We start from the raw sequence: 23,532 nt of genomic DNA, 5'->3' as shown, positions 1-23,532 counted from the left end.
GGATCGGTACTGACCGAACGAACGGGTGCGCCGCGCCGGTTTCCGACCGGTCAGCTCCAGCGATCGGTCAGCACACCGAGCGCACCGAGCGCGACGGCGGCCGCGGTCGAGGCGCGCAACACCTCCTGGCCCAGCCGCACGGGCCGGGCACCCGCGGCCACGAGCGTCTCGATCTCCTCGTCGGTGATCCCGCCCTCCGGGCCGACCACGAGCAGGAGGTCGCCGGTGCGCGGAATCTCGTCGGCGATGTCCGCGAGCCGGTCGCCCGCGCCCTCGTGCAGCACCAGCGCACCGGCCGCGGCACCCACCCGCCGCGCCAGCTCCCCGGTCGTCACTGGCTCCTCGACGTCCGGCAACCACGGGCGCCGGGACTGCTTGGCCGCCTCGCGCACCGTGCTGCGCCAACGGCCCAGCGCCTTCTCCCCGCGCGGCCCGTCGTCCCAGCGCGCGATGCACCGCGCCGCGCGCCACGGCAGGACCCCGTCGATCCCGGCCTCGGTGGCCATCTCGACGGCCAGCTCGCCGCGGTCACCCTTGACGAGGGCCTGGGCGAGCAGAACGCGAGGCGCGGGCGGCTCCAGCACGACCCGCGAGGTCACGGTCAGGTCGACGGTGTCACGGCCCGCCGCGTCGACGACAGCATGGGCGAGCCCGCCGTGGCCGTCGGCGAGCTGCACGGCCTCGCCCGGACGCAGCCGCTTGACCGTGGCCGCGTGACGCCCCTCGGGCCCGTCGAGGACAGCGCGGTCGCCGGACGGCAACGCGTCGACGAGGAACAGTGGTGCGGTACTCACGAGACGATCCTCCCGCGCCCGGGACCGGGGCGGGCGGCAGCGGGCTCAGTGGGCAGGCCACCGACATCGACGAGTGTGGCCACCTCGGTGGGACCGGGCGCGGACCCGGCGCTCATCGGTCGGGCAGGTCAGCGGAACGAGTCGCGCAGCCGGGAGAAGATGCCGTGGCCGTTGCGGTTGCCCGCGGCCAGGTCGGGCTGTTCCTCCCCACGCAACGCGGCGAGCTGACGCAGCAGCTCGGTCTGCTCCTTGGTGAGGCTGGTCGGCACCGCGACGTCGACGTGCACCATCAGGTCGCCGTGGCCGTCCACCCGTCCGCTGGAGCGCAGCCGTGGCATCCCCTTGCCCCGCAGCGTGCGCACCGTGCCCGCCTGCGTGCCCGGCTCGACGTGCAGCTCCTCCATCCCGTCGAGGGTGGGCAGCGGCAGTGTGGTGCCGAGGGCAGCCGCGGTCATCGGCAGCTCCACGGTGCAATGCAGGTCGGCGCCGTCGCGCGTGAACAGCTCGTGCGGCTCCTCCTCGACCTCCACGTACAGGTCGCCCGCCGGGCCGCCGCCGGGCCCGACCTCGCCCTGTCCGGCCAGCCGCACCCGCATGCCGTCGGCCACACCGGCCGGGATCCGCACGCCGACCGAACGCCGGGAACGCACCCGCCCGTCGCCGCCGCACTGCCGGCACGGCTCGGGGATGACCTCGCCGAACCCGCGGCAGTTGGGGCACGGCCGCGACGTGACGACCTGGCCGAGGAACGAGCGCTGAACGCTCTGCACCTCGCCGCGGCCGTTGCAGATGTCGCACATCGTGGGCACGCTGCCGGGTGCGCAGCCCGAACCGGTGCACACCGAACAGAGCACGGCGGTGTCGACGGTGAGGTCACGCGTGACGCCGGTGGCGCACTCCTCGAGCGTGAGGTGCATCCGGATCAGCGCATCGGCCCCCGGTTGCACACGGCTGCGCGGGCCACGTCCACGGCCACCGCCCTGGCCGCCGAAGAAGGCGTCCATGATGTCGCCGAAGCCGAAGGCGCTGAACGGGTCGCCGCCGCCACCGCGGGCGCCGGCGCCGTTGCCCAGAGGGTCGCCGCCCAGGTCGACGATGCGGCGCTTCTCCGGGTCGGACAGCACCTCGTAGGCCGCACTCACCTCGCGGAACCGCTCCTGTGCCGCCGCGTCGGGGTTGACGTCGGGATGCAGCTCGCGCGCGAGCCTGCGGTACGCCCGCTTGATCTCGTCGGGCCCGGCGTCACTGTCGACGCCCAGGATCCCGTAGTAGTCCCGTGCCACCCTGGCGTTCCCCATGGTCCTTCTCGCTCAACCGTTCACAACTCGTGCCGGATCGATAATGCCCTGTCAGCGCCCTGCCAGGATCTCACCCACGTACCGCGCCACCGCACGGACCGCCGCAATCGAGCCCGGATAGTCCATCCGGGTGGGGCCGACAACACCCATGCCACCCAGAACGGTGCCGGGGCCGTATCCGATCGACAGCACGGATGTGTCGCGCATCTCCTCGGCCTCGTTCTCCTCGCCGATGCGCACCGTGACGGTGCCGGGATCCTGCGCGGAGGCGAGCAGCTTGAGGACCACCACCTGTTCCTCGAGGGCTTCGAGGACCTGCCGCAGAGATCCCGGGAAGTCGCCCGCGTTTCGGGTGAGGTTGGCGGTGCCGCCGAGCAGCAACCGCTCCTCGGGGTGCTCGACGAGGGTCTCGATGAGCACGGTGGAGAGAGTGACGATCACGTCACGCAGTTCGGGCGGGACGGACTCGGGCAGGTCGGCCACCGCGACGGACGCGGCCGCCAGCCTGCGGCCGGCAAGCGCTCCGTTGATCAGGCTGCGCAGCTGCGCGACCTGGTCGTCGGAGAGCACCTCACCGAGATCCACCACCCGCTGGTCCACCCGGCCACTGTCGGTGATCACCACCAGCATCAGCCGCGCCGGGGTGAGCGCCACGATCTCGCAGTGGCGCACGGTGGAGCGGGTGAGCGTGGGGTACTGCACCACGGCGACCTGGCGCGTGAGCTGCGCGAGCAGCCGCACGCTACGCCGCAGCACGTCGTCGAGGTCGATCGCGCCGTCGAGGAACGCCTGCAGCGCACGCCGCTCGGCCAGCGACAGGGGTTTGACCTGCGCCAGCCGATCGACGAACAGGCGGTAGCCCTTGTCGGTGGGCACCCGCCCTGCGCTGGTGTGCGGCTGGGCGATCAGTCCGTCCTCCTCGAGGACGGCCATGTCGTTGCGCACGGTGGCGCTGGAGACGCCCAGGTTGTGGCGCTCGACGATCATCTTCGAGCCCACAGGCTCATGCGTGGCGACATAGTCCGCCACGATCGCCCGCAGGACCGCGAAGCGACGCTCGTCGGCGTTCACGCGGCGTTCCTCCCCGGTTCGTGGTGTTCTCACCAGTCTAGGTGTTCTCCACGAGTTGAGCGCTCATCATCGCCCCGCCGGTGGCCGACCGCACGTTCCGGCGGGGGGGGTGGTGAGCCTGTCCGGGACGTCAGGAGCCTGCCGGCCCCGCATCCGCCAATGCCGCCGGGGCGACGACCGGGGCACCCCGACCTGCGGCGACCTCGCGCGCCACCTCCTCGACCGTCTTGCCCTTCGTCTCGAAGGTGGCGGCGAGGGCGATGAGGCCGGCGACGATCGAGATGACGCCGAAGAGCACGAAGAATGCGTAGTGCGAGGTGTGCATGGCCAGCACGAAACCGACCAGCACGGGCATCACGAGCCCGCCCACCTTCTGCATCGCGGCGGCCCAGCCGATGCCGGTGGCCCGGCTCGCCGTGGGGTACAGCTCGCTGGCGTAGGCGAAGAGCGTGGCACCGCCCAGCCCGCTTCCGAAGAAGGTGGCGAGCGAGCCGAGCACCACCACCGCGACGGCTGCCGACGCGGTGCCCCACACGAAGCAGAGCAGCCCGCTGACCAGGAATGACACGCCGAGCACGACCCGGCGGCCGATCCGGTTGATCAGCTGGCCCGCCAGGATGCTGCCCACCACACCCACCGCGGTGATGATCGCGGTGTAGCCGAAGCTCTTGAGCAAGCCGACGCCTTGGCCCTCCAGCACGGAGGGCAGCCAGCCGGAGAGCCCGTAGAGGAACGCCCCACCGCAGACCTCCATGATCCACAGCGCGATGGTGTAGCGGAGGTAGGAGCGTCCGAGCAGTGACCCGATCGATCCGGCGGGTTCGGGCTGCGCGCCGCGCACGGCGGTGAGGTCCCCCGCGGCGCCGCGTGACTCCGGACAGAGCCGGTCGACGATCCGGAGCGCATCCTGTGCCCGTCCGCTGCGCAACAGGTAGCGCACCGACTCCGGGAGCCGGGCCAGCATGAACAGGCTGACGATGACCGGCAGCGTCCCAATCACGAACATGGCGCGCCAGGAGAACGCGGGCACCACCAGCGCCCCGATCGCGGCGGCCACCGGCGTGCCGATGAGCCACGCGGAGGTGGCCATGGTGACCATCGGGCCGCGGTGGCGGGAGGGTGCGAACTCGGCGATGTAGGGCAGCACCACCGCGATCTCCGCGCCGAGGCCGACACCCTGCAGCCCGCGGAACACCAGCAGTGACGGAAAGCTCCAGGCGAACACCGCCGCGAGGCAGAACACGGCGTAGATCGCGATGCTGGCGGCCAGCGGAACCCGGCGCCCGAACCTGTCGGAGACCGAGCCCGCGAGCGCCGCGCCCACGAGCATTCCCGCGAACAGGACCGACGAGTAGAAGCCGGCCTGCTCACTGGAGAGATGGAACGTACCGATGATTCCGGGGAGTGTGACCCCCGTTACGTTGATGACGAAACCGCACAGGAAATGCCCGGCCAGTACCGTCAGGTAGAGCGTCAGATGCCGATTGGTAAATCCGGATTCGTCCAGCCGGGTGAGCAGGGAGCTGGAACCGGGGACGGTCGCGGCGTGGTGGGACATGGAGATACCACCTCCTTGTGGCGCGAAGCTGAATGTGTGTCGCGGTGGCCGTTCGGGTGGGCCGCGCGATCAGCGGTCGTCCAGGTGGCCCTGGGTGTCGAAGTAGATCCGGCGCAGCGCCGGAAGGAGTGGGGAGCGCATCTCCGCGGGCAGCCCTGCGGTGAGCTCGGCGGCGAACTTCTCGAGAGCCCGCCGCGCCGCATCCCGGGCTTCCACGCCCAGCGGGGTGAGCGCGAGCCGCATCGTGCGACGGCTGGTGTCGGACGTGCCGCGGATGAGGAATCCGCGGGTGACCATCTTGTCCACGCTCTCGGACATCGTGGACGGGTTGCGGTGCGCAAGTTTGCACAAGGCGGTGAGCGATGTGTGCCCGCTCCCGACCCGGGACAGAATTCGATACTGCCGAATAGTGAGGGACTGGTCGAGCCCGGCGAGAATCTCGGTCTGCAACCTGGTGAGCCGCCCGCCGAGGGCGAGAAGCACTTCTCCGACGTCGGCATCAGAGCCGACCTCGTCGAAAGTTTCAGTATCGTCGTTGATCACTTTGGTGTCCGCACTGTCCGGTGCCCGAAATGATGTCCGCCGTGAGACTACTGGCGTGACAGCGTTCACGGAAGAGGCAATTTCGATCACCCGAATGATCCCATAGCGACCATATCGGAATGGATAGTCAAATTAACGAAACAGGATTTTCAGGACATCCGCGCAGGGCGTGGTGACACCGGCGCGCCACCTCACCGCTACCGGTCGGCTACCCGCACAGGTTCCGCGGAACTCCCGGCCGGGTGTGATCGTTGGGTTGGCGTGGATCATCCGTTTCGCGAACTTCGCGAAGAACGACGCCAGGGAGCCGCGCGCTGATGGGCCTCTTCGACAAGCTGAAGGAACGCTTCGCTCCGCCGGCGCACACCGCACACCCCACGCACGACCATCACCGGGCGCACGATCATCACCGGCCGCAGTACGGCCACGAGCACGATCGCGACCCTGACGAGGTCGCCGTCGAGCGCTACAGGTACATGCTGAAGACCGCTCCCCCCGAGACCATCGAGCAGGCGCACGCCGAGGCGTTCGCCAAGCTCACCCCGGAGCAGCGCTCGCGGGTGCTCGCCGAGATGAGCACCAACGTGCCGGAGGCGGAGCGGGCGCGCTCCACCGACCCGCGGGAGATGGCACGGATGGCCACCCGCGCCGAGATGCACAACCCCGGCACGATGGAGCGCACGCTCGGCGGCGGCCGTCAGGGGCCGGGCATGGGCAGCATGATCGCCGGCACGCTCCTGGCCAGCGTCGCAGGCGCGTTCATCGGCACCGCCATCGCCGACGCCTTCTTCGACGACGACGAGGACGACATGTCCGGCGGCGAGGAGGAATTCGCCGGCGGTGAGGAGTTCGGCGGCGCCGAGGACTTCGGCGGCGAGGAGTTCTGACCCTCGCCCGTGCGCGGTGACGGGCGTTCGCGCTGGTCACCGCGCACGGGCTGCTGGGAGGATTCGCCCTGTGCTGATCCGGCGCATCACCCTGGACGCAATCGCGGCGGGCACCGTCACCGCGGTTTTCCGGCGCTGGGACCGGCCCCGGGTGCGCCCGGGCGGCACACAGCGCACGCCCGTCGGCGTGCTGGAGTTCACCGCGGTCGAACCGGTGGACCCCACCGCTCTCACCGAGCGGGATGCCCACGCCGCCGGTTTCGCCGACCTCCCGGCGCTGCTTGCGGCACAATCGGGCCACGGGCAGCTCTTCCGCATCCGGTTGCGGGTCGCCGGTCCGGATCCGCGCGTGGAGTTGCGATCCCGGGCGAGGCTGAACGCCGATGAACGCGCCGAGCTGACAAGGCGGCTGGACCGGCTGGACCGCGCGTCGCGCACCGGCCCGTGGACCGCCACGGTGCTCGACCTGATCGCCGGCAACCCCGGAACCCGCGCCCCCGACCTCGCCGCACGGCTGGGCCGGGAGACGCTGCCGTTCAAGCGTGACGTGCGCAAACTCAAGGAGCTCGGCCTGACCGAGAGCCTCCAGGTCGGCTACCGGCTCTCCCCGCGCGGCGAGGCCTACCTCCGCGGCTGACGCCGGCCGGGGGACGCGCAGCGCAAGACCCGGTTCCCGAGATCCTTGCGGTCCATCAGCCTCCGAGGCGGGTAGGGGAGCTCCGGGTTCGAGCGCAGCACCGCACGGGGTTGGGCCCGCACGTTCTGGGCGTGCCCGAGGTGGCAGGCGCCGCGGGGTGCGGCCACCGCTGGGCCTCCCAGTGGGTCGGCAGGCACCGGCGCCGACGGTCCGAGGGCGCAGGCTGGGCGAACATGCGCCCGGCCTCGACGACCCGGAGTGGTCCGTTCGGCATCGGCCGGTCACCGGACCGGCAGGACCGGCCGACTTCGTGTTGAGTGCCTCCCCGGGCGCTTGATCAACGGTTGTGGACCCGCAACCGTGCGGAGAGCGGCGGCGGGTCCCGAAACGGTGATCATGAACCACGCACGGATCAGCCGGCGGGTCGCCACCGACCATGATCAACGAGCGGGGACCCACAGCCGCGCCCCGAGCGGTTGCCGGGCCCAAACAGTGATCATGAAGCAGCCGCAGCTCTCCCAGGACATGATCACCGATTGCCGTGCAGCGACCAGGCCACCAGTCCGAGCCACCGTCTGCGGATCGGCGCGTCCGGATGCCCCGCGGCCCCCGGCACCAAGCCCCGCAACCGCATGATCATCGATTGGGGCCACGGAACCGCGCGGAAAGCGGCGGCGGGTCCCGAAACGCTGATCATGAACCTCGCACGGATCAGCCGGCGGGCGACCAGCAACCATGATCAACGAACGGGGACGCACAGCCGCGCCCTGAGCGGTTACCGACCCCGAAACGGTGATCATGGGCCAACCACGGCTCCCCGGGGACGTGGCCGCCGACGCCCATGCAGCGATCAGGCCAACAGTCCGAGCCGCCGTCCGCGGCTGAGCCGCCCGGATCCCCCGCGGCCCACCCACCGCTCCCCATGATCATCGCTTGGGAGCAGCCGCGGCTTCCCGGGACGTGGCCGCCTTCCCCGCGGCCCGTCCACCGTCCCCATCATCAGGGCGCTTCGGGCCGCGGGCCCCCACCGAATGGGGCCTCTCCGAACCGGCGAAGGTGCTGACCACCCGGGCCGGTGCCGACCACGCACTGGCTGGCGTGGATCGACCTCTACCGCGTGCCGATCCTCTGGACAGCCGTCCGTCAGGGGGTGGAGGTCCAGCTGTCGTACGTGCTCGTCGCGTTCGGAGCAGCATAGGCAAACTTCGCGACCAAGGACGTCACGAGCTGACGGGCATAACCTCGGCACCATGGCCGCGCTGGAGTTCGACGAGCAGGCCGCTCGCCATGTCGAGCGGACCTACGCCACTCCCGACGTCGTGGCACAGCGGGCACAGGTACTGGCGTTGCTCGCGCCGCAGCCCGGCGAGCGGGTGCTCGACATCGGCTCCGGGCCCGGATACCTGGCCGTGTCGCTCGCTGACGCCGTCGGGCCGACGGGCACCGTGTGTGGGCTCGATGTCAGCGAGGCGATGAACACGATCGCCCGGTCCCGCTGTGCGAGCAGGGCCTGGATCCACATCGACGACGGTGACGCGGCGAACCTGCCCTACCCGGACGCCTCGTTCGACGCGGCCGTCTCCACGCAGGTCTACGAGTACGTGCCCGATATGCCCCGGGCGCTCGCTGAGCTGCGCCGGGTGCTGCGACCCGGCGGCCGCGCGCTGATCCTGGACACCGACTGGGACTCGGCGGTGTGGCACGTGGCGGACCGTGAGCTGCACGAGCGGGTCATCGCGGCATGGGAGGAGCACCTCGTCCATCCACACCTGCCGAGCACGCTGGCGGGGCTGCTGCGGCGAGCCGGCTTCACCGTGCCCGAGGAGCGGGTCGTGGTGCTGTTCAATCCGCGGCTGCACAGCGAGACGTTCAGCGCCAACATCATGGAGCTGATCGCGGAGTTCGTGGTGGGCCGCCGCGGCCTCACCGCGAAGGACGCGCAGGCCTGGCTCGACGACCTGCGCGCCCGTGCCGACGAGGGCGACTACCTGTTCAGTCTCAACCGATACGTCTTCCTCGCGACCGTCACCTGACTCCGCATCGGGACTCGATCAGGACGTGGCAGGCACCGGCTGCCGGTGCTTGGCCGTGGGGCCGCCCCGAACGCCCCGCCGCGTGCGGGTGCGATGCAGCCAGTACTCGGCGACGAGCAGGTTCACCACCCAGCTCAGCCACATCGACACGCCGGCGGCCTGGGCGAGTACTGCCGGATCGACCGGGCCGGTGCCCATCACCTCGGGGGCGAACACGGCGATGCAGAGCATGCTCCACGGCCGGTTCGCGACGATGGAGAACGTCAGGGCCACGTTGCGCACCATCCACTCGCGGTGCTCGCCGAACCGCCGGGCGCGGGCAGCCCTGTAGCCCGCCACCGCCGTGGCCAGCCAGAGCAGCGCCAGCATCGTGTTCGCGACCTGGCCGGTCGGCCCGCCCGTCTGCCCGAACGGTGCGACCGCCAGCACGGCAACCCCGCCCGGGATGACGCCGAGCCCGAGGTAGATCCGGCCGCTCCAGCGGTGCACGGCGGGATGGGTCCGTCGCAGCCACGGCCACACCTGCAGCGCCGCCGTCAGCAGCGCGATCGAGCCGAACCCGATGTGCGCCACGAGCGCGGGGTAGAACCACGGCACGTCCTCGGGGACGGGCAGGCGGGCCTTCGCGGGATCGAGCCCGAGGTAGGGCGGCAGCGAGATCACGAGGAACACGACGGTCAGCACGGCCAGCGGGACGGCGAGCGTCCGGAATCTGCGGACGGTGGATGTGGCGGACACCGGGGGAACCTCCGAGCTCGGGAGCAGTGCGTTCACCCTCCGCTCACAGTGGCTCGCCGACACGCCGGTGCGCCACCGTCCGGTGGTGGGGAACACCCCACCGCCGACAACCCCGCCCGGGCGCGACATGGTCACATGTCGCTGTTGCGCGCCGGGTTCGTTCCACGTCAGGTGTCCATGTCGCGGCGATCGGCGTCTGGCGCGGCCGTCAGCCCGCGCCTGCGGCCCGCAGAGCTGCGCAGTCCCCGCCCGTCGGGAGGGCGGCCGGCGAGATCCCCTCCAGCACGAGGCCCGTGACGGCGGCATCCGTCGGCAGTCCGCTGTGGCTCACCGCGGCGCCGGGGCAGATCGACTGCAGCGGCACGTTCACCGCGCCGTCGAGTCGCGCCGAGTCCGGCGGGGTGACCACCTGGTCGTCGGTGGTCCAGATCGAGAGCCACGGCAGCGCCGTCCCGACCTTCGCGTTCGCCAGCTCCACGAGGTCGGCGCTGTCCGGGGCCAATTCGCGGCACGCGGCCGGGCAGGCGTCCGGCGCGCTCGCCGCTGCGGCCGCCGCCAGCGTCGTGCCGGCGAGGGGCGAGCCCAGCGTGATCACCCGACGGGCTTTGGTAGCGCCGCGGTCGCGCGCGACCCACAGCCCGGCGACCACCCCGCCCGCCGAGTATCCGATCACGTCCACCGACGGCGCCCCCGCCGCGAGCGCGTTCCCCACGGCCCCGTCGAGCAGGTCGACCTGCGCGGACAGATCCCCCGTGCCGTTGCCCGGCAACGTCAGCACCTCGGCGGTACGGCCGGTCGCCTCGATCCGCCGGGCGAGGGTGAGCAGGCTGTCGCGAGAACCGCCGTAGCCGGGAACGAGCAGCACGGGGCCGGGCCTGTCCTGGGGTGGCAGTGGCGCCGCAGCAGGCCCGGCGGGGGCGCCACCACGCCCGACCAACCGGATCCCGACCACCACGACGAGTGCGACGACGAGCACCCCGACCAGCGCAACCAACAACCGCCGCCGCGGACTCATCGGTGAGCCACCCACCCGCGCACACCAGGCCCCACAACCACACGTTTACGACCAGGGGTAACTCCGCAGAATCCAGGCGACCCGCGCCGGCCCCGCAAGTTGCCCATCGCACGGGAGGAGCCGGATCCCCCGGCCACGTCCGGGCTCACAGCTGCATGCTCCCGAGCGGGGCGGCCTGCCCGCGCGGACCGGGCGACTCGCGCTCAGGGAAGGGGTGCCTCGCGGGGGGTGTCACACGGGGGCTCCTGCCAGGAGGGAGTTGATCACCCCGTCGGCGAGGAGGCGGCCGCGCCGGGTCAGCACCGCGCGGCCGGTGGGGAGCGCCGCGGGGTCGAGCAGCCCGTCCTCGGCCGCACGAACGGCGGCGGCACGACCCTGGTCGTCGAGGAGGTCCAGCGGGAGGCCCGCCGCCAAGCGTAGCCGCAGCATCACGCGCTCGGTGTGGCGTTCCGACTCGGTCAGCACCTCGCGCCCGGCCTCCGGCGACTCTCCCTCAGCCAGGAGCGACGCGTACCGCGCCGGGTGCTTCACGTTCCACCACCGGACGCCGGACAGGTGCGAATGCGCGCCCGGCCCGAGCCCCCACCAGTCCCCGTCGAGCCAGTACCCGAGGTTGTGCCGGCAGGCCGCCGGCCCGGACGCGGCCCAGTTCGATACCTCGTACCAGCGCAGTCCGGCTGCATCGAGGCGCTCGTCGATCAGCTCGTAGCGGGCTGCGGCCACGTCGTCGTCGGGGGCGGGCAACTCTCCCCGCGCCACGCGGCGAGCCAGCGCCGTGCCGTCCTCGACGATCAGGGCGTAGGCAGACACGTGGTCCACTCCCGCATCGAGCACCGCGTCGAGCGAGGCACGAAGGTCGTCGTCGGTCTCGCCGGGTGTGGCGTAGATGAGGTCGAGGTTGACGTGCACGATCCCCGCAGCCCGGGCCTCTCGCGCGGCGGCTACCGCCCGGCCCGGGGTGTGCCGGCGCTCCAGCACGCGCAGCACGTGCGGCGCGGCGGACTGCATCCCCAGCGACACCCGCGTGAACCCGGCCTCGACGAGGCCTGCGAAGAACTCCGGTGACGTCGACTCGGGGTTGGACTCGGTGGTCACCTCGGCGCCCGGGGCGAGCCCGAAGCTCTCCCGGACGGCGTCGAGCACCTCACCGAGCCGATCCGCCCCCAGGAGCGACGGGGTGCCGCCGCCCACGAACACCGTGTCGACGGCCCGCGGCCCCACGGTGCGCACAGCGAGATCGAGCTCGCGGCGGACCGCGTCGAGCCAGCCGTCCGGTGACGCTCCCGAGCCCGCCAGCTCGACCGGTGTGTAGGTGTTGAAGTCGCAATACCCACAGCGCGCCGCGCAGAACGGCACGTGGACGTAGACCCCGAAGGGCGAGCGAGTGGGCACGGCATCCCAGTCTGCCAGTCGGGTGGACGGCGCAGGGTTCGCCGGTCCGTCCCCTTCCCCACGGCTCGCTCCATTCGCCCCGGAGTCCTCGATCACATCACCCGAGCGGGTCGCGACGACTCCGGTGATCGTGGCCTAACGTCCCGATCAAGCTCCGGTTGCCCGGGGCGCCGCTCCCGGGACAGGACCGCAGGAATGCCGATCTCCCGGCCGCTCAGTCCGGCCCGCATGTTCGCCGACCTCGTCGGGACGACGACTCCCGCCCCGGAGCGGCCCCTGCTGAAGCGGGTCGTGGTGATGGGCGGCTCCGTCGCCGGACTGCTCGCGGCGCGAGCACTCTCCGGGGCGGCCGCCGAGGTGGTGATCGTCGAGCGCGACGAGCTCGGCCAGGGTGCCGAGGCCCGCCACGGCGTGCCGCACGGACAGCAGGTGCATGCGCTGCTGGCGGCGGGACGCATGCAGCTCGACCGCTGGTTCCCCGGGTTCTCGGACGCGTGCGTGGCGGAAGGCGCCTTCGTGGCGCCTCCGGCGGATCTGCGTCCGGCGTTGACCGGGCGCAACCGGCGGCTCCGGAGCGTCCACCCAGGGATCATGTCGGCCAGCCGCCCGTTCCTGGAGGCGATGATCCGCCGTCGGGTGCTCGCGCTTCCCGCCGTCACCGTCCTCACCGGGCGGGCCACCGGGCTGGAACTCGTGGGCGAGACCGTCACCGGCGTCCGCGTCGAGGTCGACGGCGTCGAGCGCGTGGAGCAGGCGGACCTGGTCGTCGACGCGACCGGGCGTTCGAGCCGGCTGGGCGAGTGGCTGGAGAAGGCCGGTTGGGAGCGCCCTGAGCTCGTCCGGCTGCCGATCGCGCTGACCTACGCCACGGGGTACTTCGCACCGAGCGACCAACCGCCCGAGCCGCCGATCACCCTGCTGCGCGACCTCCCCGGCCGGACGAACGTCGCTGTCTACGGGCCGATCGAGGGCGAGCGGTTCATCGTGATGCTGTCCGGCTACGGCGAGGACCGCCCCGCCACCACGATCGACGACTTCCGCGCACAGATCCGTGACGATCTTCCGGAGCAGTTCACCCGCGCGGCAGCCGGCGAGCCGCTGGGCCCGATCCGGCTCTATCACATGGGCGACAGCCGCCGCCGGGAGTTCGCCTCCGCCTACCGGTTTCCGGCGCGGCTCGTGGCGGTGGGCGACGCGGTGGCGTCGTTCAACCCCACCTACGGCCAGGGCATCTCGTCTGCGGCGCTGCACGCCGTGTGCCTGGAGTCGTTCCTGGCCACCCAGCCGGACCTCGACGCTCCCGCGCACGGGTTCTTCGAGCGCCAGCGCCTGGTGGTGGATGCGGCCTGGCGCATGTCGACGATCATGGACGAGCTCCGTGTCGGTATCCCGCTGCACCACACCATGCAGGAGCGGATCGCTCGGCTGCTCACCCGGTTCGTCCTGACGGCCGCGCCACTCGACACCACGGTGGAGGCGACGGCGACCGCCGCCGGTTTCATGCTCGTGCACCCCGATGCGCTGCTCTCACCGCCCGTCATCACCCGGGCCGCGGTGGCGCACGGACGGGACGCGGCCTGCCGGGTTCAGGCGACGGCCCGGCAGGGCCTGGGGTGGCTGACCGAGCGGGTGAACGAACTCCGTGGCCGCGACCGCGTTCCGGACGAGGCGACCTGACGCCGAGACGCACGTGCGGATCTCATCGAGGATCCGCCAGCAGCGACGCCGAGTGCTCCCCCCGCCAGAGCTCCGGATGCCACCGCTGCACGAGCGCGCCGACCGGTGGTGGAGCGCCCGCGCCGCCCATGATCACGAGCAGCCAGCACCGCTCGCGACCCAGCCGCCATGCCCCGCGCAGCTCGGGGTGCCGGCGCACGGCCTCCTGATCGGCCGGGTAGAGCTCGAGCGCCGCAACGATCGGCGTCGCCTTCGGCGGTAGATCGAGCCACCGGTAGTAGATCCGGGCGTGGATTCTCCGTCGTCTGTCGGAGAGGCGCAGGGAGACCGCTCCGATCTCCGTCCACGCCAGGCGAAACGCCGGTGTGCGCCGACCGGTGTCGAGCCGGATTCCCTCGTGGTCGATCAGCAGCCGGCGCGGCCGTCGCAGGTCGAGCAACGTCAGCGACACGACAAGGGCGAGCAGCCCGAAGCACCCTCCCAGCACCCCGACGACCACCCGGGCCACCGGCCCTCCGTCCACGTCGCCACGGATCGCGGCGACGACGACAACCGCACTCAGCGCCCACAGGATCGGCGCCCCGAGCAGCAGCCACCGTCCGTTGAGCCTGCGCAGGTCGATCACTCCACTCTCCACGCGCGGGACGGTACGCAGGGCGCGTGACGCGGTGGGGCCGTTCGGCAAACCGTGTGAGCCCGCTCCCAGCATGCGGACGTCGATGGATCGCGGACCGGACAAGTGGCACGCTGTTCGTTGTGACCGCGCTGACCCTGCGACTCGTGGCCCGGCGCCACGTGGACCTGCACCGGGTGAGCAGCGCGCTCTGTCGACAGCGCTGATCTCGCGCCCCGACCACCACACACAGCCGGCGCAGAGGCCAGTCGCGCACGCCCGCGGCCGCCCTGTGCCGCAATCCGGAGGCTCGTCTTGCCCCCCACCACGTCCGTTCCCGGCAAGCGCAAGCGCGGCGAAGGCCAGTGGAAGCTGGGCTACCGAGAGCCGCTCAACCCCAACGAGCGCACGAAGAAGGACGATGACGGGCTGAACGTCCGCGCCCGCATCGAGAACATCTACGCCAAGGGCGGGTTCGACTCGATCGATCCCGCCGACCTGCGTGGCCGTATGCGCTGGTGGGGCCTCTACACCCAGCGCCGGCCCGGGATCGACGGTGGCCGCACCGCGGTGCTGGAGCCCGAGGAGCTCGACGACCGCTACTTCATGCTCCGCGTGCGCATCGACGGCGGGGCGCTCACCACCGAGCAGCTCCGGGCGGTCGGCGAGATCTCGCAGGACCACGCGCGCAACACCGCGGACGTCACCGACCGGCAGAACATCCAGTACCACTGGATCCAGATCGAGGACATGCCCGCGATCTGGAGCAAGCTGGAGGGCCTCGGGCTGCTCACCACCGAGGCGTGCGGCGACACCCCCCGCGTCATCCTCGGCTCGCCGGTGGCCGGGATCGCCGCGGACGAACGGATCGACCCGCGTCCGGCGATCGACGCGATCATCGAGCGCTACATCGGCAGCCCCGAGTTCTCCAACCTGCCGCGCAAGTTCAAGACCGCGATCTCCTGGCAGCAGGACGTGGCACACGAGGTCAACGACGTCTCCTTCATCGGCGTCGAGCACCCGGAACACGGCCCGGGCTTCGACGTCTGGGTCGGGGGTGGGCTCTCGACGAACCCGAAGATCGCCCAGCGACTCGGGGCGTGGGTGCCGCTCGATGAGGTTCCCGACGTCTGGGCCGGCATCGTCTCGGTGTTCCGCGACTACGGCTACCGCAGGTTGCGCACCCGCGCCCGGATCAAGTTCCTCGTCGCCGACTGGGGCGTGGCGGAGTTCCGCCGCGTGCTGGAGGAGGAGTACCTCGGGAAGAAGATGGTGGACGGCCCCGCGCCGGCCATCCCCGAGAGCCCGATCGACCACGTCGGCGTGCACAAGCAGGTCGACGGCCGCAACTACATCGGCGTGGCTCCCGCCTCGGGGCGCGTCTCGGGCGCCACTCTGGTGGCGCTGGCCAAGGCCGCAGAGACGGCCGGGTCGCAGCGGGTGCGGCTCACCCCGCAGCAGAAGATCGTCGTGCTCGACGTGCCGGACGAGAACGTCGCCGCTCTCGTGGCGGAGCTCGCCACCCTGGGCCTGCAGGCCGAGCCGTCGCCGTGGCGGCGCGCGACCATGGCCTGCACGGGGATCGAGTTCTGCAAGCTCGCCATCGTCGAGACCAAGGAGCGGGCGATCCGGCTCGTGGAGGACCTGGAGCTGCGACTGGCCGACGTCAGCCCGGACGTCCCGATCTCGATCCACCTCAACGGCTGCCCGAACGCCTGCGCCCGCACGCAGGTGGCCGACATCGGCCTCAAGGGCCAGCTCGTGACCGACGCGAGCGGCAACCAGGTCGAGGGCTTCCAGGTGCACCTCGGCGGTGGCCTCGGTCTCGACGCCGGTTTCGGCCGCAAGCTGCGCGGCCTCAAGGTCACCAGCGCGGAGCTGGGCGAGTACGTCGAGCGGATCGTCAGGCGTTTCGTGGCCCAACGCGAAGACGGCGAGCGGTTTGCGCAGTGGGTCACACGCGCCGACGAGGACGACCTCAAATGATCGCCGGTATAACCGAGCTGGGGGCGACATGAGCGAGCGCGCGGTCCCCTTCTACTGCCCGTACTGCGGCGAGGAGGACCTACGACCCGCAGAGCAGACCGAGCGGGTGCCCCACGGCGCCTGGTACTGCGCGGCCTGTCTGCGGACGTTCTCACTGAAGTTCGTCGGAATCGGAGTGCCGGAGGTCTCGCGATGAGTGTTGCGGCGGAAACCGATCTTCGTGGTCTTGCGGAGCGGGGAGCGGTCGAGCTCGGACCGGACGCGACCGCCGAGCAGGTGCTGGCCTGGGCCGCGGAGACGTTCGGCGAGCGGTTGATCGTCGCGTCGAACATGCAGGACGCGGTGCTCGTCGACCTGGCCGCCCGCGCGCGGCCCGGTGTGGACGTGCTGTTCCTGGAGACCGGCTACCACTTCGCCGAGACCATCGGCACCCGCGACGCCGTCGAGCTCACCTACGACGTGCGGATCGTGAACGCCACGCCGGAGCACACCGTCGCGGAGCAGGACTCGCTGCTCGGCAAGGACCTCTTTGCGCGCGACCCGAACCAGTGCTGCGCGCTGCGTAAGGTCGCTCCGCTCTCTCGCACCCTCGCGAGCTACGACGCGTGGGTCACGGGGGTGCGCCGCATCGAGGCTCCGACCAGGGCGAACACGCCGCTCGTCACCTACGACGAGAAGTTCGGGCTGGTGAAGGTCAACCCGATCGCCGCGTGGAGCGATGAGGAGATGGACGGCTACATCGCCGAGCACGGGATCCTCGTGAACCCGCTCGTCGCGGAGGGCTACCCGTCGATCGGGTGCGCGCCCTGCACGGCGAAGCCTGCGCCCGGCGCTGACAAGCGCTCGGGCCGGTGGGCGGGCACGGGCAAGATCGAGTGCGGGCTTCACGTCTCATGACCCGCATCCACGCACTTTCGACCGTGGAGGCCCACAAGTGACCGCGACCCTGCCCCTCACGGCCCCTTCGGCGCTCGACGCGCTGGACGCCCTGGAGAGCGAGTCGATCCACATCTTCCGCGAGGTGGCGGGTGAGTTCGACCGTCCGGTGATCCTCTTCTCCGGCGGCAAGGACTCCACGCTGCTGGTGCATCTCGCCGTCAAGGCGTTCGCGCCGGCACCGGTGCCGTTCCCGCTGCTGCACGTCGACACCGGGCACAACTACCCGGAGGTCATCGACTTCCGCGACCGGCTGGTCGCCCGGCTCGGGCTGCGCCTGGAGGTGGCGCACGTCCAGGAGTGGATCGACGACGGTCGCCTGGTCGAGCGCGCGGACGGCACCCGCAACCCGCTGCAGACCACTCCGCTGCTCGACAGCATCACCGACCACCGGTTCGACGCGGTGTTCGGCGGTGGGCGGCGCGACGAGGAGCGGGCGCGGGCCAAGGAGCGGATCCTGTCGCTGCGCGACGCGTTCGGCCGGTGGGATCCCCGCAGCCAGCGCCCGGAGCTGTGGAACCTGTACAACGGCCGGCACGCGCCGGGTGAGCACGTGCGGGTGTTCCCGATCTCGAACTGGACCGAGCTGGACGTCTGGCGCTACATCCAGCGCGAGGGGATCGAGCTGCCCTCGATCTACTTCGCCCACCAGCGCGAGGTCTTCCGGCGTGACGGGATGTGGCTCGCCGAGGGCCCGTGGGGCGGACCGCGCGGGGCCGAGGCCCTGGAGCTCAGGTCGGTGCGTTACCGCACCGTCGGCGACGGCTCGTGCACCGGTGCCGTCGAGTCCACCGCCACCACGCTCGACGAGGTGATCGCCGAGGTCACCGCGTCTCGGCTCACCGAGCGCGGGGCCACCCGTGCCGACGACCGCCTGTCGGAGGCGGCGATGGAAGACCGGAAGCGCGAGGGGTACTTCTGACATGAGCGAGGTCACGAGCGAATCACACGGCAGAGCTCGGGATCTGCTCCGCTTCGCCACCGCAGGCAGCGTCGACGACGGGAAGTCGACACTCGTCGGGCGCCTGCTCTACGACACCAAGTCGGTGCTGGCCGACCAGATCGAGGCCGTGCAGCGCGCCTCGGTCGACAAGGGGCTCTCCGCCCCCGACCTCTCGCTGCTGGTGGACGGCCTGCGCGCGGAGCGCGAGCAGGGCATCACGATCGACGTGGCCTACCGCTACTTCGGCACGCCGACCCGTGAGTTCGTGCTCGCCGACACGCCGGGCCACGTGCAGTACACCCGCAACACGGTGACCGGCGCGTCCACCGCGGAGCTCGCGGTGCTGCTCGTCGACGCCCGCCACGGCGTGGTCGAGCAGACCCGTCGGCACGCCGCCGTGCTCGCCCTGCTGCGGGTGCCGCGGCTCGTGCTGGCCATCAACAAGATCGACATCGTCGACTACGACGAGGCTGTGCTCGCCGCGATCGCCAAGGACTTCGCCGGGCTCGCCCGCTCGCTCGGCTTCGCCGACGACGCCGTTGTGACGATCCCGGTGTCGGCGCTCGTCGGCGACAACGTCGTCGAACGCTCGGCGCGCACCCCCTGGTACGACGGGCCGACCCTGCTCGGGCACCTGGAGTCGGTTCCCGTGGCCGGGCCGGAGGTTGCGGCGCCGTTCCGCATGCCGGTGCAGTACGTGATCCGTCCGCGGGAAAGCACCGAGGACCTGCACGACTACCGCGGCTACGCAGGTCAGGTGGCCGCCGGGACCGTGCGCCCGGGTGACGAGGTCGTGGTGCTGCCCGGCGGTGCCCGCACCAGGGTCGCGCGCGTCGACACCGCGGACGGGCCGCTCGACGCAGCGGGTGCCGGGCGCAGCGTCACGGTGCTGCTGGAGGACGACATCGACATCTCCCGCGGCGACCTGCTCGCCTCGGCCGGCGCTCCGCCGCGGCTGACCAGCGAGCTGGACGCCACGCTGTGCTGGCTGGCCGACAAGCCGCTGCGGCCGGGCGCCCGGCTGCTGCTCAAGCACGGTGCGCGCACCACCCAGGTGATCGTCGGCGCGCTCGGCGAGCGGTTGGACACCGAGACCGTGTCCTATGTGGACGCGCCCGAGCAGCTGGGGATCAACGACATCGCGCGCGTCGCGCTGCGCACGGCCGACCAGCTCCCCGTCGACGAGTACGCGGACATCCGCGCCACCGGCAGCTTCCTGCTCATCGACCCGCCCACCGGCAACACGCTCGCGGCGGGCCTCGTCGGCCATCCGCTTTCGCTAGCGGGGTAGGCCGTGCCGCTCCAACCCGTCCTCGTCCGCCGGTCCCGCGCCGCCCTGCGGCCCGAACCGGCCGACGACGGGGGGCAGGCTCCCGTGCTGGTCGCGGTCGCGCACGGCAGCCGCGATCCGCGGTCGGCAGCCACGGTGGCAGCACTCGCCGACGAGGTGCGCCGGCAGCGCCCGGAGCTCGACGTGCGCGTGAGCTTCCTCGACCTGTCCGCGCCCCGGCTGCCGGACGTGCTCGCCGGGGTCGCCGCCGAAGGCCACCGGGCCGCGGTGGTCGTCCCGCTGCTGCTCGGTCATGCCTTCCACGCCAGGGTCGACGTCCCCGGCGAGGTCGCTCGCGCTGCTCGACGGCACCCGCAGCTCCACATCACGACGGCCGGCGTGCTCGGCGGCAGCCCGCTGCTCGAGGCCGCCGCGCTGGATCGCCTCACCGCTGTCGCAGGACCGCTCGACGACCCCGGGCTGGGCGTCGTGCTCGCCGCGATCGGCTCCTCGCACGCACCGGCCAACGCCGCCGTGGCGCAGGTAGCCGAGGGCTGGCACCGGAAGTTCGGTTGGGCAGGCGCCACGGCGGCGTTCGCGACCGCAACGGAGCCGACGGTGCCGCAGGCGATCGCCGCCCTCCGCGAGCAGGGGGCGGAGCGCGTGGCGGTGGCGCAGTGGATCCTCGCCCCGGGCCTGCTCCCGGACGCGATCGCGCGCTCCGCTCACGCGGCGGGCCCGGACGTACTGCGAGCGGGCCCACTAGCGGCACACCCAGCGGTGGCAACCCTGGTGGCGGAGAGATACGCGTCAGCACAAACTCCCGCCGCCTCCCGTGCCGCAGGCTGACCCTCCGCACCATGGAGCCGTACTGCTGTGGAGGCGGGCGCATGAACAGCTCGATGGCTCCGGAACGCGCGCGTCCAGTGATTCACGTGTCCGGACATTTTGGGCTCTTCCCGCTGCTCGGACACCTTGTTGTCCTCCGCCGGGCGGCGACGCACGATGGTGGGGTGAGGTCGACGCAGCAGTGCCCGCCGGGCCGCGCCGCGTCCCGGCGTGCCCGTCTAGCGGCCATGTCGAACCTGCTCTTCACCGATCTCGAGAGGTTCTGGCCGTCCCGCCGCGGCCACGCCTTCGACGAGTTCTGTCGCTGAACCACCACGCCCCCTGCTGATCAGCCGCCGCGATCCCGCGCGCCGTCAGCACGCGTGTCCCCGCCCGCGCACCGGCCGGGCACCCCCATTCAGAACAGGACTCCATCCGATGCCCCGGCTCCGCGCCTCCGCCCTGCTATCGGCCGTGATCGTCATGGCCCTGCTCGCCGCCACCGGTTGCTCGAGGGCCGAGCGCCCTGACTCCGCCAGCGCGGCGGCACCCGTCGACGGAGGGAAGGCGCAGGAGGTACGGCTCGGCTACTTCCCCAACGTCACCCACGCCCCGGCGATCATCGGCGTGGAACAGGGCCTGTTCACCGCTGAGCTGGGCAGCACCACGCTCACGCCGCAGACCTTCAACGCCGGTGGCGACGCGGTCAACGCGCTGCTCGGCGGCTCGCTCGACGCCACCTACATCGGCTCCGGCCCGGCGATCAACGCCTTCGCGAAGTCCGACGGCCAGGTGCGCATCATCGCCGGCGCCACCGAGGGCGGCGCCCAGCTCGTCGTGAAGCCCGATATCGCCAGTCCCGAGCAGCTCAAGGGCCGCACGATCGCCACCCCGCAGCTCGGCAACACCCAGGACATCGCCCTGAAGGTGTGGCTGAAGAAGAACGGGCTCACCGCGGGCGATGGTCCGGGCGACGTGAAGATCGCCAACCTGGACAACCCCCGCACCCTCGACGCGTTCCGCCAGGGCAGCGTGGACGGCGGCTGGCTCCCCGAGCCGTGGAGCTCGCGGCTCGTGCTCGACGCCGGGGCGAAGGTGCTCGTCGACGAGAGCACCCTTTGGCCGAACGGGCGCTTCCCCACCACGGTGCTGCTCGTCCGTGCCGACTTCCTGCAGAAGTACCCGGAGACCGTACGTGCGCTCCTGCGGGCCCACCTGAAGGCGATCGACCTCGCGCAGCGGGATCCCGCACAGGCCAAGACGATCGTCAACCAGGGCCTGGAGAAGCTCGCCGGCAGCGCGCTCGCCGGGCCGGTGATCGACCGCGCCTTCGAGAACATCACGCTCGATCCCGACCCGCTGGCCTCGACGTTCCCGCAGCTCGCGCAGGACAGCGTGACGGCGGGGATCACCGAGCAGCCCACTGATCTGGCCAGCTTCATCGATGTCGCGCCGCTGAACGCCGAACTGCAGGCCGCCGGCAAGCCCGCTGTGGACGCGGCCGGACTCGACAAGCCCGGAGGCAATTCATGACCGCAATCCTCGATCATGCCGTCGGCGTCCAGCACGAGGCGGCCGTCGACCTGACGGGCGTCGGGAAGGTCTTCGGCCGCGGAAGCGAGACGGTCACCGCGCTCACCGAGGTCGACCTGCGAGTGCGGCCGGGTGAGTTCGTGGTGCTGCTCGGGGCGTCGGGCTGCGGCAAGAGCACCCTGCTCAACCTCGTCGCCGGGCTGGACCGGCCCACGTCCGGCACCGTGACGGTCGACAGCGGCCGGCCGGCGGTCATGTTCCAGGAGCCTGCCCTCCTGCCGTGGCTCGATGCAGGCCGCAACGTGGAGCTTCCGTTGCGGCTCGCCGGGGTCGGGCGCTCTGCGCGGCGTACCCGGGCGGCCGAACTGCTGGACCTCGTCCGTCTGGGCGGTCAGGCGCGCAAGCGTCCTCACGAGCTGTCGGGCGGCATGCGCCAACGTGTCGCGCTGGCCCGCGCGCTTGCCGCCACCTCGAACGGCACGGGTGCCCCCGAAGGCGGACTGCTGCTGATGGACGAGCCGTTCGCCGCGCTCGACGCCATCACCCGCGACTTCCTGCAGGGTGAGCTGCAACGGATCTGGCAGGCCACCGGCACAGCCGTGCTGTTCGTGACCCACGACGTCCGCGAGGCCGTCCGGCTCGGGCAGCGGGTGGTGCTGCTGTCGTCCCGCCCGGGCACCGTCGTGCGCGAGTGGGATCTCGGCGCCGACGGCGCCGACCGCGAGGAGCTCACCGAGGAGATCACGGCCAGGCTCCGGGAGGTGATCTCGACGCATGGCCGTGCCTGAGGTCGTCTCCCGCCCCGACACCGCCGCGGTCGGGGCAGGGCTCGACGCGCTCGACACCCCCACCGAGGCGCGCAAGCCCGTGCTCCGGCGGGTGCTGGCGACGGGGCTGCCGCCGCTGGTCGCGATCGCCCTGTTCTTCGCCGTGTGGCAGGCCGTCTGGGCGTCGGCGATCTACCCGGAGTACCAGCTGCCCGCTCCGCTCACGGTCTGGCACGAGTTCGCCGGCACGGTCGCCGACGGCAGCATCTGGAGCATCGTGTGGGTCTCGCTGCACCGCGCGGTGCTCGGGTTCCTCACCTCCGTGGTGATCGCCACGCCGCTCGGGCTCCTCGTCGCGAAGGTCCCAGTGGTGCGGGCTGCGATCGGTCCGCTGCTGGCCGGCATGCAGAGCCTGCCGTCGGTCGCTTGGGTGCCCGCAGCAGTCCTCTGGTTCGGGCTGACCGACACCACCATCTACTTCGTGGTGCTGCTCGGCGCCGTCCCCTCGATCGCCAACGGCCTCGTCTCCGGCATCGACCAGATCCCGCCGATCCTGCCGCGCGTGGGTCAGGTGATGGGCGCCGGGCGGATCGACTCGGCGCGGCTGATCCTGCTGCCCGCGGCGCTGCCGGGCTACATCTCCGGCTGCAAGCAGGGCTGGGCGTTCTCCTGGCGCTCGCTGATGGCCGCCGAGATCATCGCCACGTCCCCGCAGCTGGGCATCGGGCTGGGCGCCTACCTCAAACAGGGCAGCGACTTCAACAGCATGCCCGGGGTCATCGCGGCGATCTTCCTGATCCTGCTCGTCGGCATCGGTATCGAGCTCCTGGCGTTCCGGCCGCTGGAGCGCCGCGTCCTGCGGGCCCGCGGGCTCGCCTCGGCGACGTGATGGCGCGGCGGTCGATCGGAGCGCCGACGTTCGCCCGGCGCCGGCACATCGACTTCTGCCGCGTCCCCAGCACGTGTTGTCCGTCCTGATCGTCCCCTCCGGTGGCGCATGGCGCACCGAGCTG

25 protein-coding genes are annotated in these 23,532 nt (G+C 71.7%); 16 read left to right on the top strand and 9 right to left on the bottom strand.

All coding sequences use genetic code 11. The annotated features are described in order from the left end of the window. Positions 1-50 precede the first annotated feature (50 nt). From MMF94_RS17275 to MMF94_RS17255, 5 genes are all read right to left on the bottom strand, one after another. Entirely contained in the window at positions 51-794 is a 744-nt protein-coding gene (locus tag MMF94_RS17275) for a 16S rRNA (uracil(1498)-N(3))-methyltransferase (protein WP_241037832.1), read from the bottom strand. A 128-nt stretch (positions 795-922) separates the two neighbouring features. Continuing rightward, complete coding sequence (gene dnaJ / locus MMF94_RS17270; RefSeq protein WP_241037882.1) at positions 923-2,077, bottom strand: molecular chaperone DnaJ; 1,155 nt, start codon at positions 2,075-2,077, stop codon at positions 923-925. Positions 2,078-2,143: 66 nt separating this feature from the next. Then, positions 2,144-3,163 carry a heat-inducible transcriptional repressor HrcA gene (gene hrcA, locus MMF94_RS17265; protein ID WP_241037830.1) on the bottom strand — a complete coding sequence of 340 codons (1,020 nt, stop codon included), beginning with the start codon at positions 3,161-3,163 and terminating at the stop codon, positions 2,144-2,146. Positions 3,164-3,293: 130 nt separating this feature from the next. After that, on the bottom strand, positions 3,294-4,721 hold the full coding sequence (locus MMF94_RS17260) for an MFS transporter (protein WP_241037829.1): 1,428 nt from the start codon (positions 4,719-4,721) through the stop codon (positions 3,294-3,296). Positions 4,722-4,790: 69 nt separating this feature from the next. Next, the gene (locus MMF94_RS17255; RefSeq protein WP_241037828.1) at positions 4,791-5,264 is read right to left on the bottom strand and encodes a MarR family winged helix-turn-helix transcriptional regulator; all 474 of its coding nucleotides are present in this window, start codon (positions 5,262-5,264) and stop codon (positions 4,791-4,793) included. Positions 5,265-5,581: 317 nt separating this feature from the next. Between MMF94_RS17255 and MMF94_RS17250 the strand changes: the two genes are divergently transcribed. The 4 genes from MMF94_RS17250 (at position 5,582) to MMF94_RS17240 (ending at position 8,821) form a co-directional block, all read left to right on the top strand. Next, complete coding sequence (locus MMF94_RS17250; RefSeq protein ID WP_241037827.1) at positions 5,582-6,151, top strand: hypothetical protein; 570 nt, start codon at positions 5,582-5,584, stop codon at positions 6,149-6,151. Positions 6,152-6,221: 70 nt separating this feature from the next. Continuing rightward, entirely contained in the window at positions 6,222-6,788 is a 567-nt protein-coding gene (locus tag MMF94_RS17245; RefSeq protein ID WP_241037826.1) for an ASCH domain-containing protein, read from the top strand. 1,075 nt (positions 6,789-7,863) lie between these two features. Further along, complete coding sequence (locus MMF94_RS43385) at positions 7,864-7,986, top strand: hypothetical protein (protein WP_277398750.1); 123 nt, start codon at positions 7,864-7,866, stop codon at positions 7,984-7,986. Positions 7,987-8,038: 52 nt separating this feature from the next. Further along, positions 8,039-8,821 (top strand): methyltransferase domain-containing protein, encoded by a 783-nt coding sequence (locus MMF94_RS17240; protein ID WP_241037825.1) that lies wholly within the window; start codon positions 8,039-8,041, stop codon positions 8,819-8,821. Positions 8,822-8,839: 18 nt separating this feature from the next. Here MMF94_RS17240 and MMF94_RS17235 read toward each other — a convergent pair whose 3' ends face one another. The 3 genes from MMF94_RS17235 to hemW form a co-directional block, all read right to left on the bottom strand. Further along, positions 8,840-9,559 carry a DUF2306 domain-containing protein gene (locus MMF94_RS17235; RefSeq protein ID WP_241037824.1) on the bottom strand — a complete coding sequence of 240 codons (720 nt, stop codon included), beginning with the start codon at positions 9,557-9,559 and terminating at the stop codon, positions 8,840-8,842. Between the two features lie 208 nt (positions 9,560-9,767). After that, complete coding sequence (locus MMF94_RS17230; protein ID WP_241037823.1) at positions 9,768-10,574, bottom strand: esterase/lipase family protein; 807 nt, start codon at positions 10,572-10,574, stop codon at positions 9,768-9,770. Positions 10,575-10,805: 231 nt separating this feature from the next. Further along, entirely contained in the window at positions 10,806-11,966 is a 1,161-nt protein-coding gene (gene hemW, locus MMF94_RS17225) for a radical SAM family heme chaperone HemW (protein WP_241037822.1), read from the bottom strand. 195 nt (positions 11,967-12,161) lie between these two features. Here hemW and MMF94_RS17220 point away from each other — a divergent pair, with 195 nt between their 5' ends. Next, positions 12,162-13,643 (top strand): FAD-dependent oxidoreductase, encoded by a 1,482-nt coding sequence (locus tag MMF94_RS17220; protein WP_241037820.1) that lies wholly within the window; start codon positions 12,162-12,164, stop codon positions 13,641-13,643. A gap of 22 nt (positions 13,644-13,665) precedes the next feature. On the opposite strand, the gene MMF94_RS17215 is transcribed toward MMF94_RS17220, so the two are convergent. After that, positions 13,666-14,280 (bottom strand): hypothetical protein, encoded by a 615-nt coding sequence (locus tag MMF94_RS17215; RefSeq protein WP_241037816.1) that lies wholly within the window; start codon positions 14,278-14,280, stop codon positions 13,666-13,668. A gap of 23 nt (positions 14,281-14,303) precedes the next feature. Here MMF94_RS17215 and MMF94_RS43760 point away from each other — a divergent pair, with 23 nt between their 5' ends. The 11 genes from MMF94_RS43760 to MMF94_RS17165 all read left to right on the top strand — a co-directional run bounded on the left by MMF94_RS43760 (position 14,304) and on the right by MMF94_RS17165 (position 23,408). After that, complete coding sequence (locus MMF94_RS43760; RefSeq protein WP_379660465.1) at positions 14,304-14,483, top strand: putative leader peptide; 180 nt, start codon at positions 14,304-14,306, stop codon at positions 14,481-14,483. A gap of 88 nt (positions 14,484-14,571) precedes the next feature. Further along, positions 14,572-16,242 carry a nitrite/sulfite reductase gene (locus MMF94_RS17210; protein ID WP_241037814.1) on the top strand — a complete coding sequence of 557 codons (1,671 nt, stop codon included), beginning with the start codon at positions 14,572-14,574 and terminating at the stop codon, positions 16,240-16,242. Between the two features lie 28 nt (positions 16,243-16,270). Then, positions 16,271-16,438 carry a PDDEXK family nuclease gene (locus MMF94_RS17205; RefSeq protein ID WP_241037812.1) on the top strand — a complete coding sequence of 56 codons (168 nt, stop codon included), beginning with the start codon at positions 16,271-16,273 and terminating at the stop codon, positions 16,436-16,438. Further along, the gene (locus tag MMF94_RS17200) at positions 16,435-17,139 is read left to right on the top strand and encodes a phosphoadenylyl-sulfate reductase (protein ID WP_241037809.1); all 705 of its coding nucleotides are present in this window, start codon (positions 16,435-16,437) and stop codon (positions 17,137-17,139) included. Before MMF94_RS17205 ends, MMF94_RS17200 begins: the two co-directional genes overlap by 4 nt. A gap of 37 nt (positions 17,140-17,176) precedes the next feature. Further along, entirely contained in the window at positions 17,177-18,100 is a 924-nt protein-coding gene (cysD, locus tag MMF94_RS17195; protein WP_241037806.1) for a sulfate adenylyltransferase subunit CysD, read from the top strand. A 1-nt stretch (position 18,101) separates the two neighbouring features. Beyond that, the gene (locus tag MMF94_RS17190; RefSeq protein ID WP_241037803.1) at positions 18,102-19,412 is read left to right on the top strand and encodes a sulfate adenylyltransferase subunit 1; all 1,311 of its coding nucleotides are present in this window, start codon (positions 18,102-18,104) and stop codon (positions 19,410-19,412) included. Between the two features lie 45 nt (positions 19,413-19,457). Next, a complete protein-coding gene (locus MMF94_RS17185; protein ID WP_241037881.1) occupies positions 19,458-20,240 on the top strand; it encodes a sirohydrochlorin chelatase in 783 nt (260 codons plus the stop codon). Positions 20,241-20,404: 164 nt separating this feature from the next. Next, positions 20,405-20,548, top strand: a complete 144-nt coding sequence (locus tag MMF94_RS17180; protein ID WP_241037801.1) for a hypothetical protein — start codon at positions 20,405-20,407, stop codon at positions 20,546-20,548. Between the two features lie 109 nt (positions 20,549-20,657). Then, positions 20,658-21,752, top strand: coding sequence for an ABC transporter substrate-binding protein (locus MMF94_RS17175; RefSeq protein WP_241037798.1), 1,095 nt, complete (start codon positions 20,658-20,660; stop codon positions 21,750-21,752). Further along, complete coding sequence (locus MMF94_RS17170; protein ID WP_241037796.1) at positions 21,749-22,540, top strand: ABC transporter ATP-binding protein; 792 nt, start codon at positions 21,749-21,751, stop codon at positions 22,538-22,540. Before MMF94_RS17175 ends, MMF94_RS17170 begins: the two co-directional genes overlap by 4 nt. After that, positions 22,527-23,408, top strand: a complete 882-nt coding sequence (locus MMF94_RS17165; protein ID WP_241037793.1) for an ABC transporter permease — start codon at positions 22,527-22,529, stop codon at positions 23,406-23,408. Before MMF94_RS17170 ends, MMF94_RS17165 begins: the two co-directional genes overlap by 14 nt. Positions 23,409-23,532 lie beyond the last annotated feature (124 nt).

Source organism: Pseudonocardia alaniniphila (assembly GCF_022524485.1).
Lineage (GTDB): Bacteria > Actinomycetota > Actinomycetes > Mycobacteriales > Pseudonocardiaceae > Pseudonocardia > Pseudonocardia alaniniphila.
Note: the sequence above shows the minus strand (reverse complement) of the source record. Positions and strands in the feature narration are given on the sequence as shown.

Coding starts and splice junctions, on each gene's coding strand:
- MMF94_RS17250 (WP_241037827.1), top strand. CDS start 5,582: ATGGGCCTCTTCGACAAGCTGAAGGAACGCTTCGCTCCGCCGGCGCAC.
- MMF94_RS17240 (WP_241037825.1), top strand. CDS start 8,039: ATGGCCGCGCTGGAGTTCGACGAGCAGGCCGCTCGCCATGTCGAGCGG.
- MMF94_RS17230 (WP_241037823.1), bottom strand. CDS start 10,574: ATGAGTCCGCGGCGGCGGTTGTTGGTTGCGCTGGTCGGGGTGCTCGTC.
- MMF94_RS17190 (WP_241037803.1), top strand. CDS start 18,102: ATGAGCGAGGTCACGAGCGAATCACACGGCAGAGCTCGGGATCTGCTC.
- MMF94_RS17220 (WP_241037820.1), top strand. CDS start 12,162: ATGCCGATCTCCCGGCCGCTCAGTCCGGCCCGCATGTTCGCCGACCTC.
- MMF94_RS17175 (WP_241037798.1), top strand. CDS start 20,658: ATGCCCCGGCTCCGCGCCTCCGCCCTGCTATCGGCCGTGATCGTCATG.
- MMF94_RS17170 (WP_241037796.1), top strand. CDS start 21,749: ATGACCGCAATCCTCGATCATGCCGTCGGCGTCCAGCACGAGGCGGCC.
- MMF94_RS17165 (WP_241037793.1), top strand. CDS start 22,527: ATGGCCGTGCCTGAGGTCGTCTCCCGCCCCGACACCGCCGCGGTCGGG.
- MMF94_RS17260 (WP_241037829.1), bottom strand. CDS start 4,721: ATGTCCCACCACGCCGCGACCGTCCCCGGTTCCAGCTCCCTGCTCACC.
- MMF94_RS17200 (WP_241037809.1), top strand. CDS start 16,435: ATGAGTGTTGCGGCGGAAACCGATCTTCGTGGTCTTGCGGAGCGGGGA.
- MMF94_RS17205 (WP_241037812.1), top strand. CDS start 16,271: ATGAGCGAGCGCGCGGTCCCCTTCTACTGCCCGTACTGCGGCGAGGAG.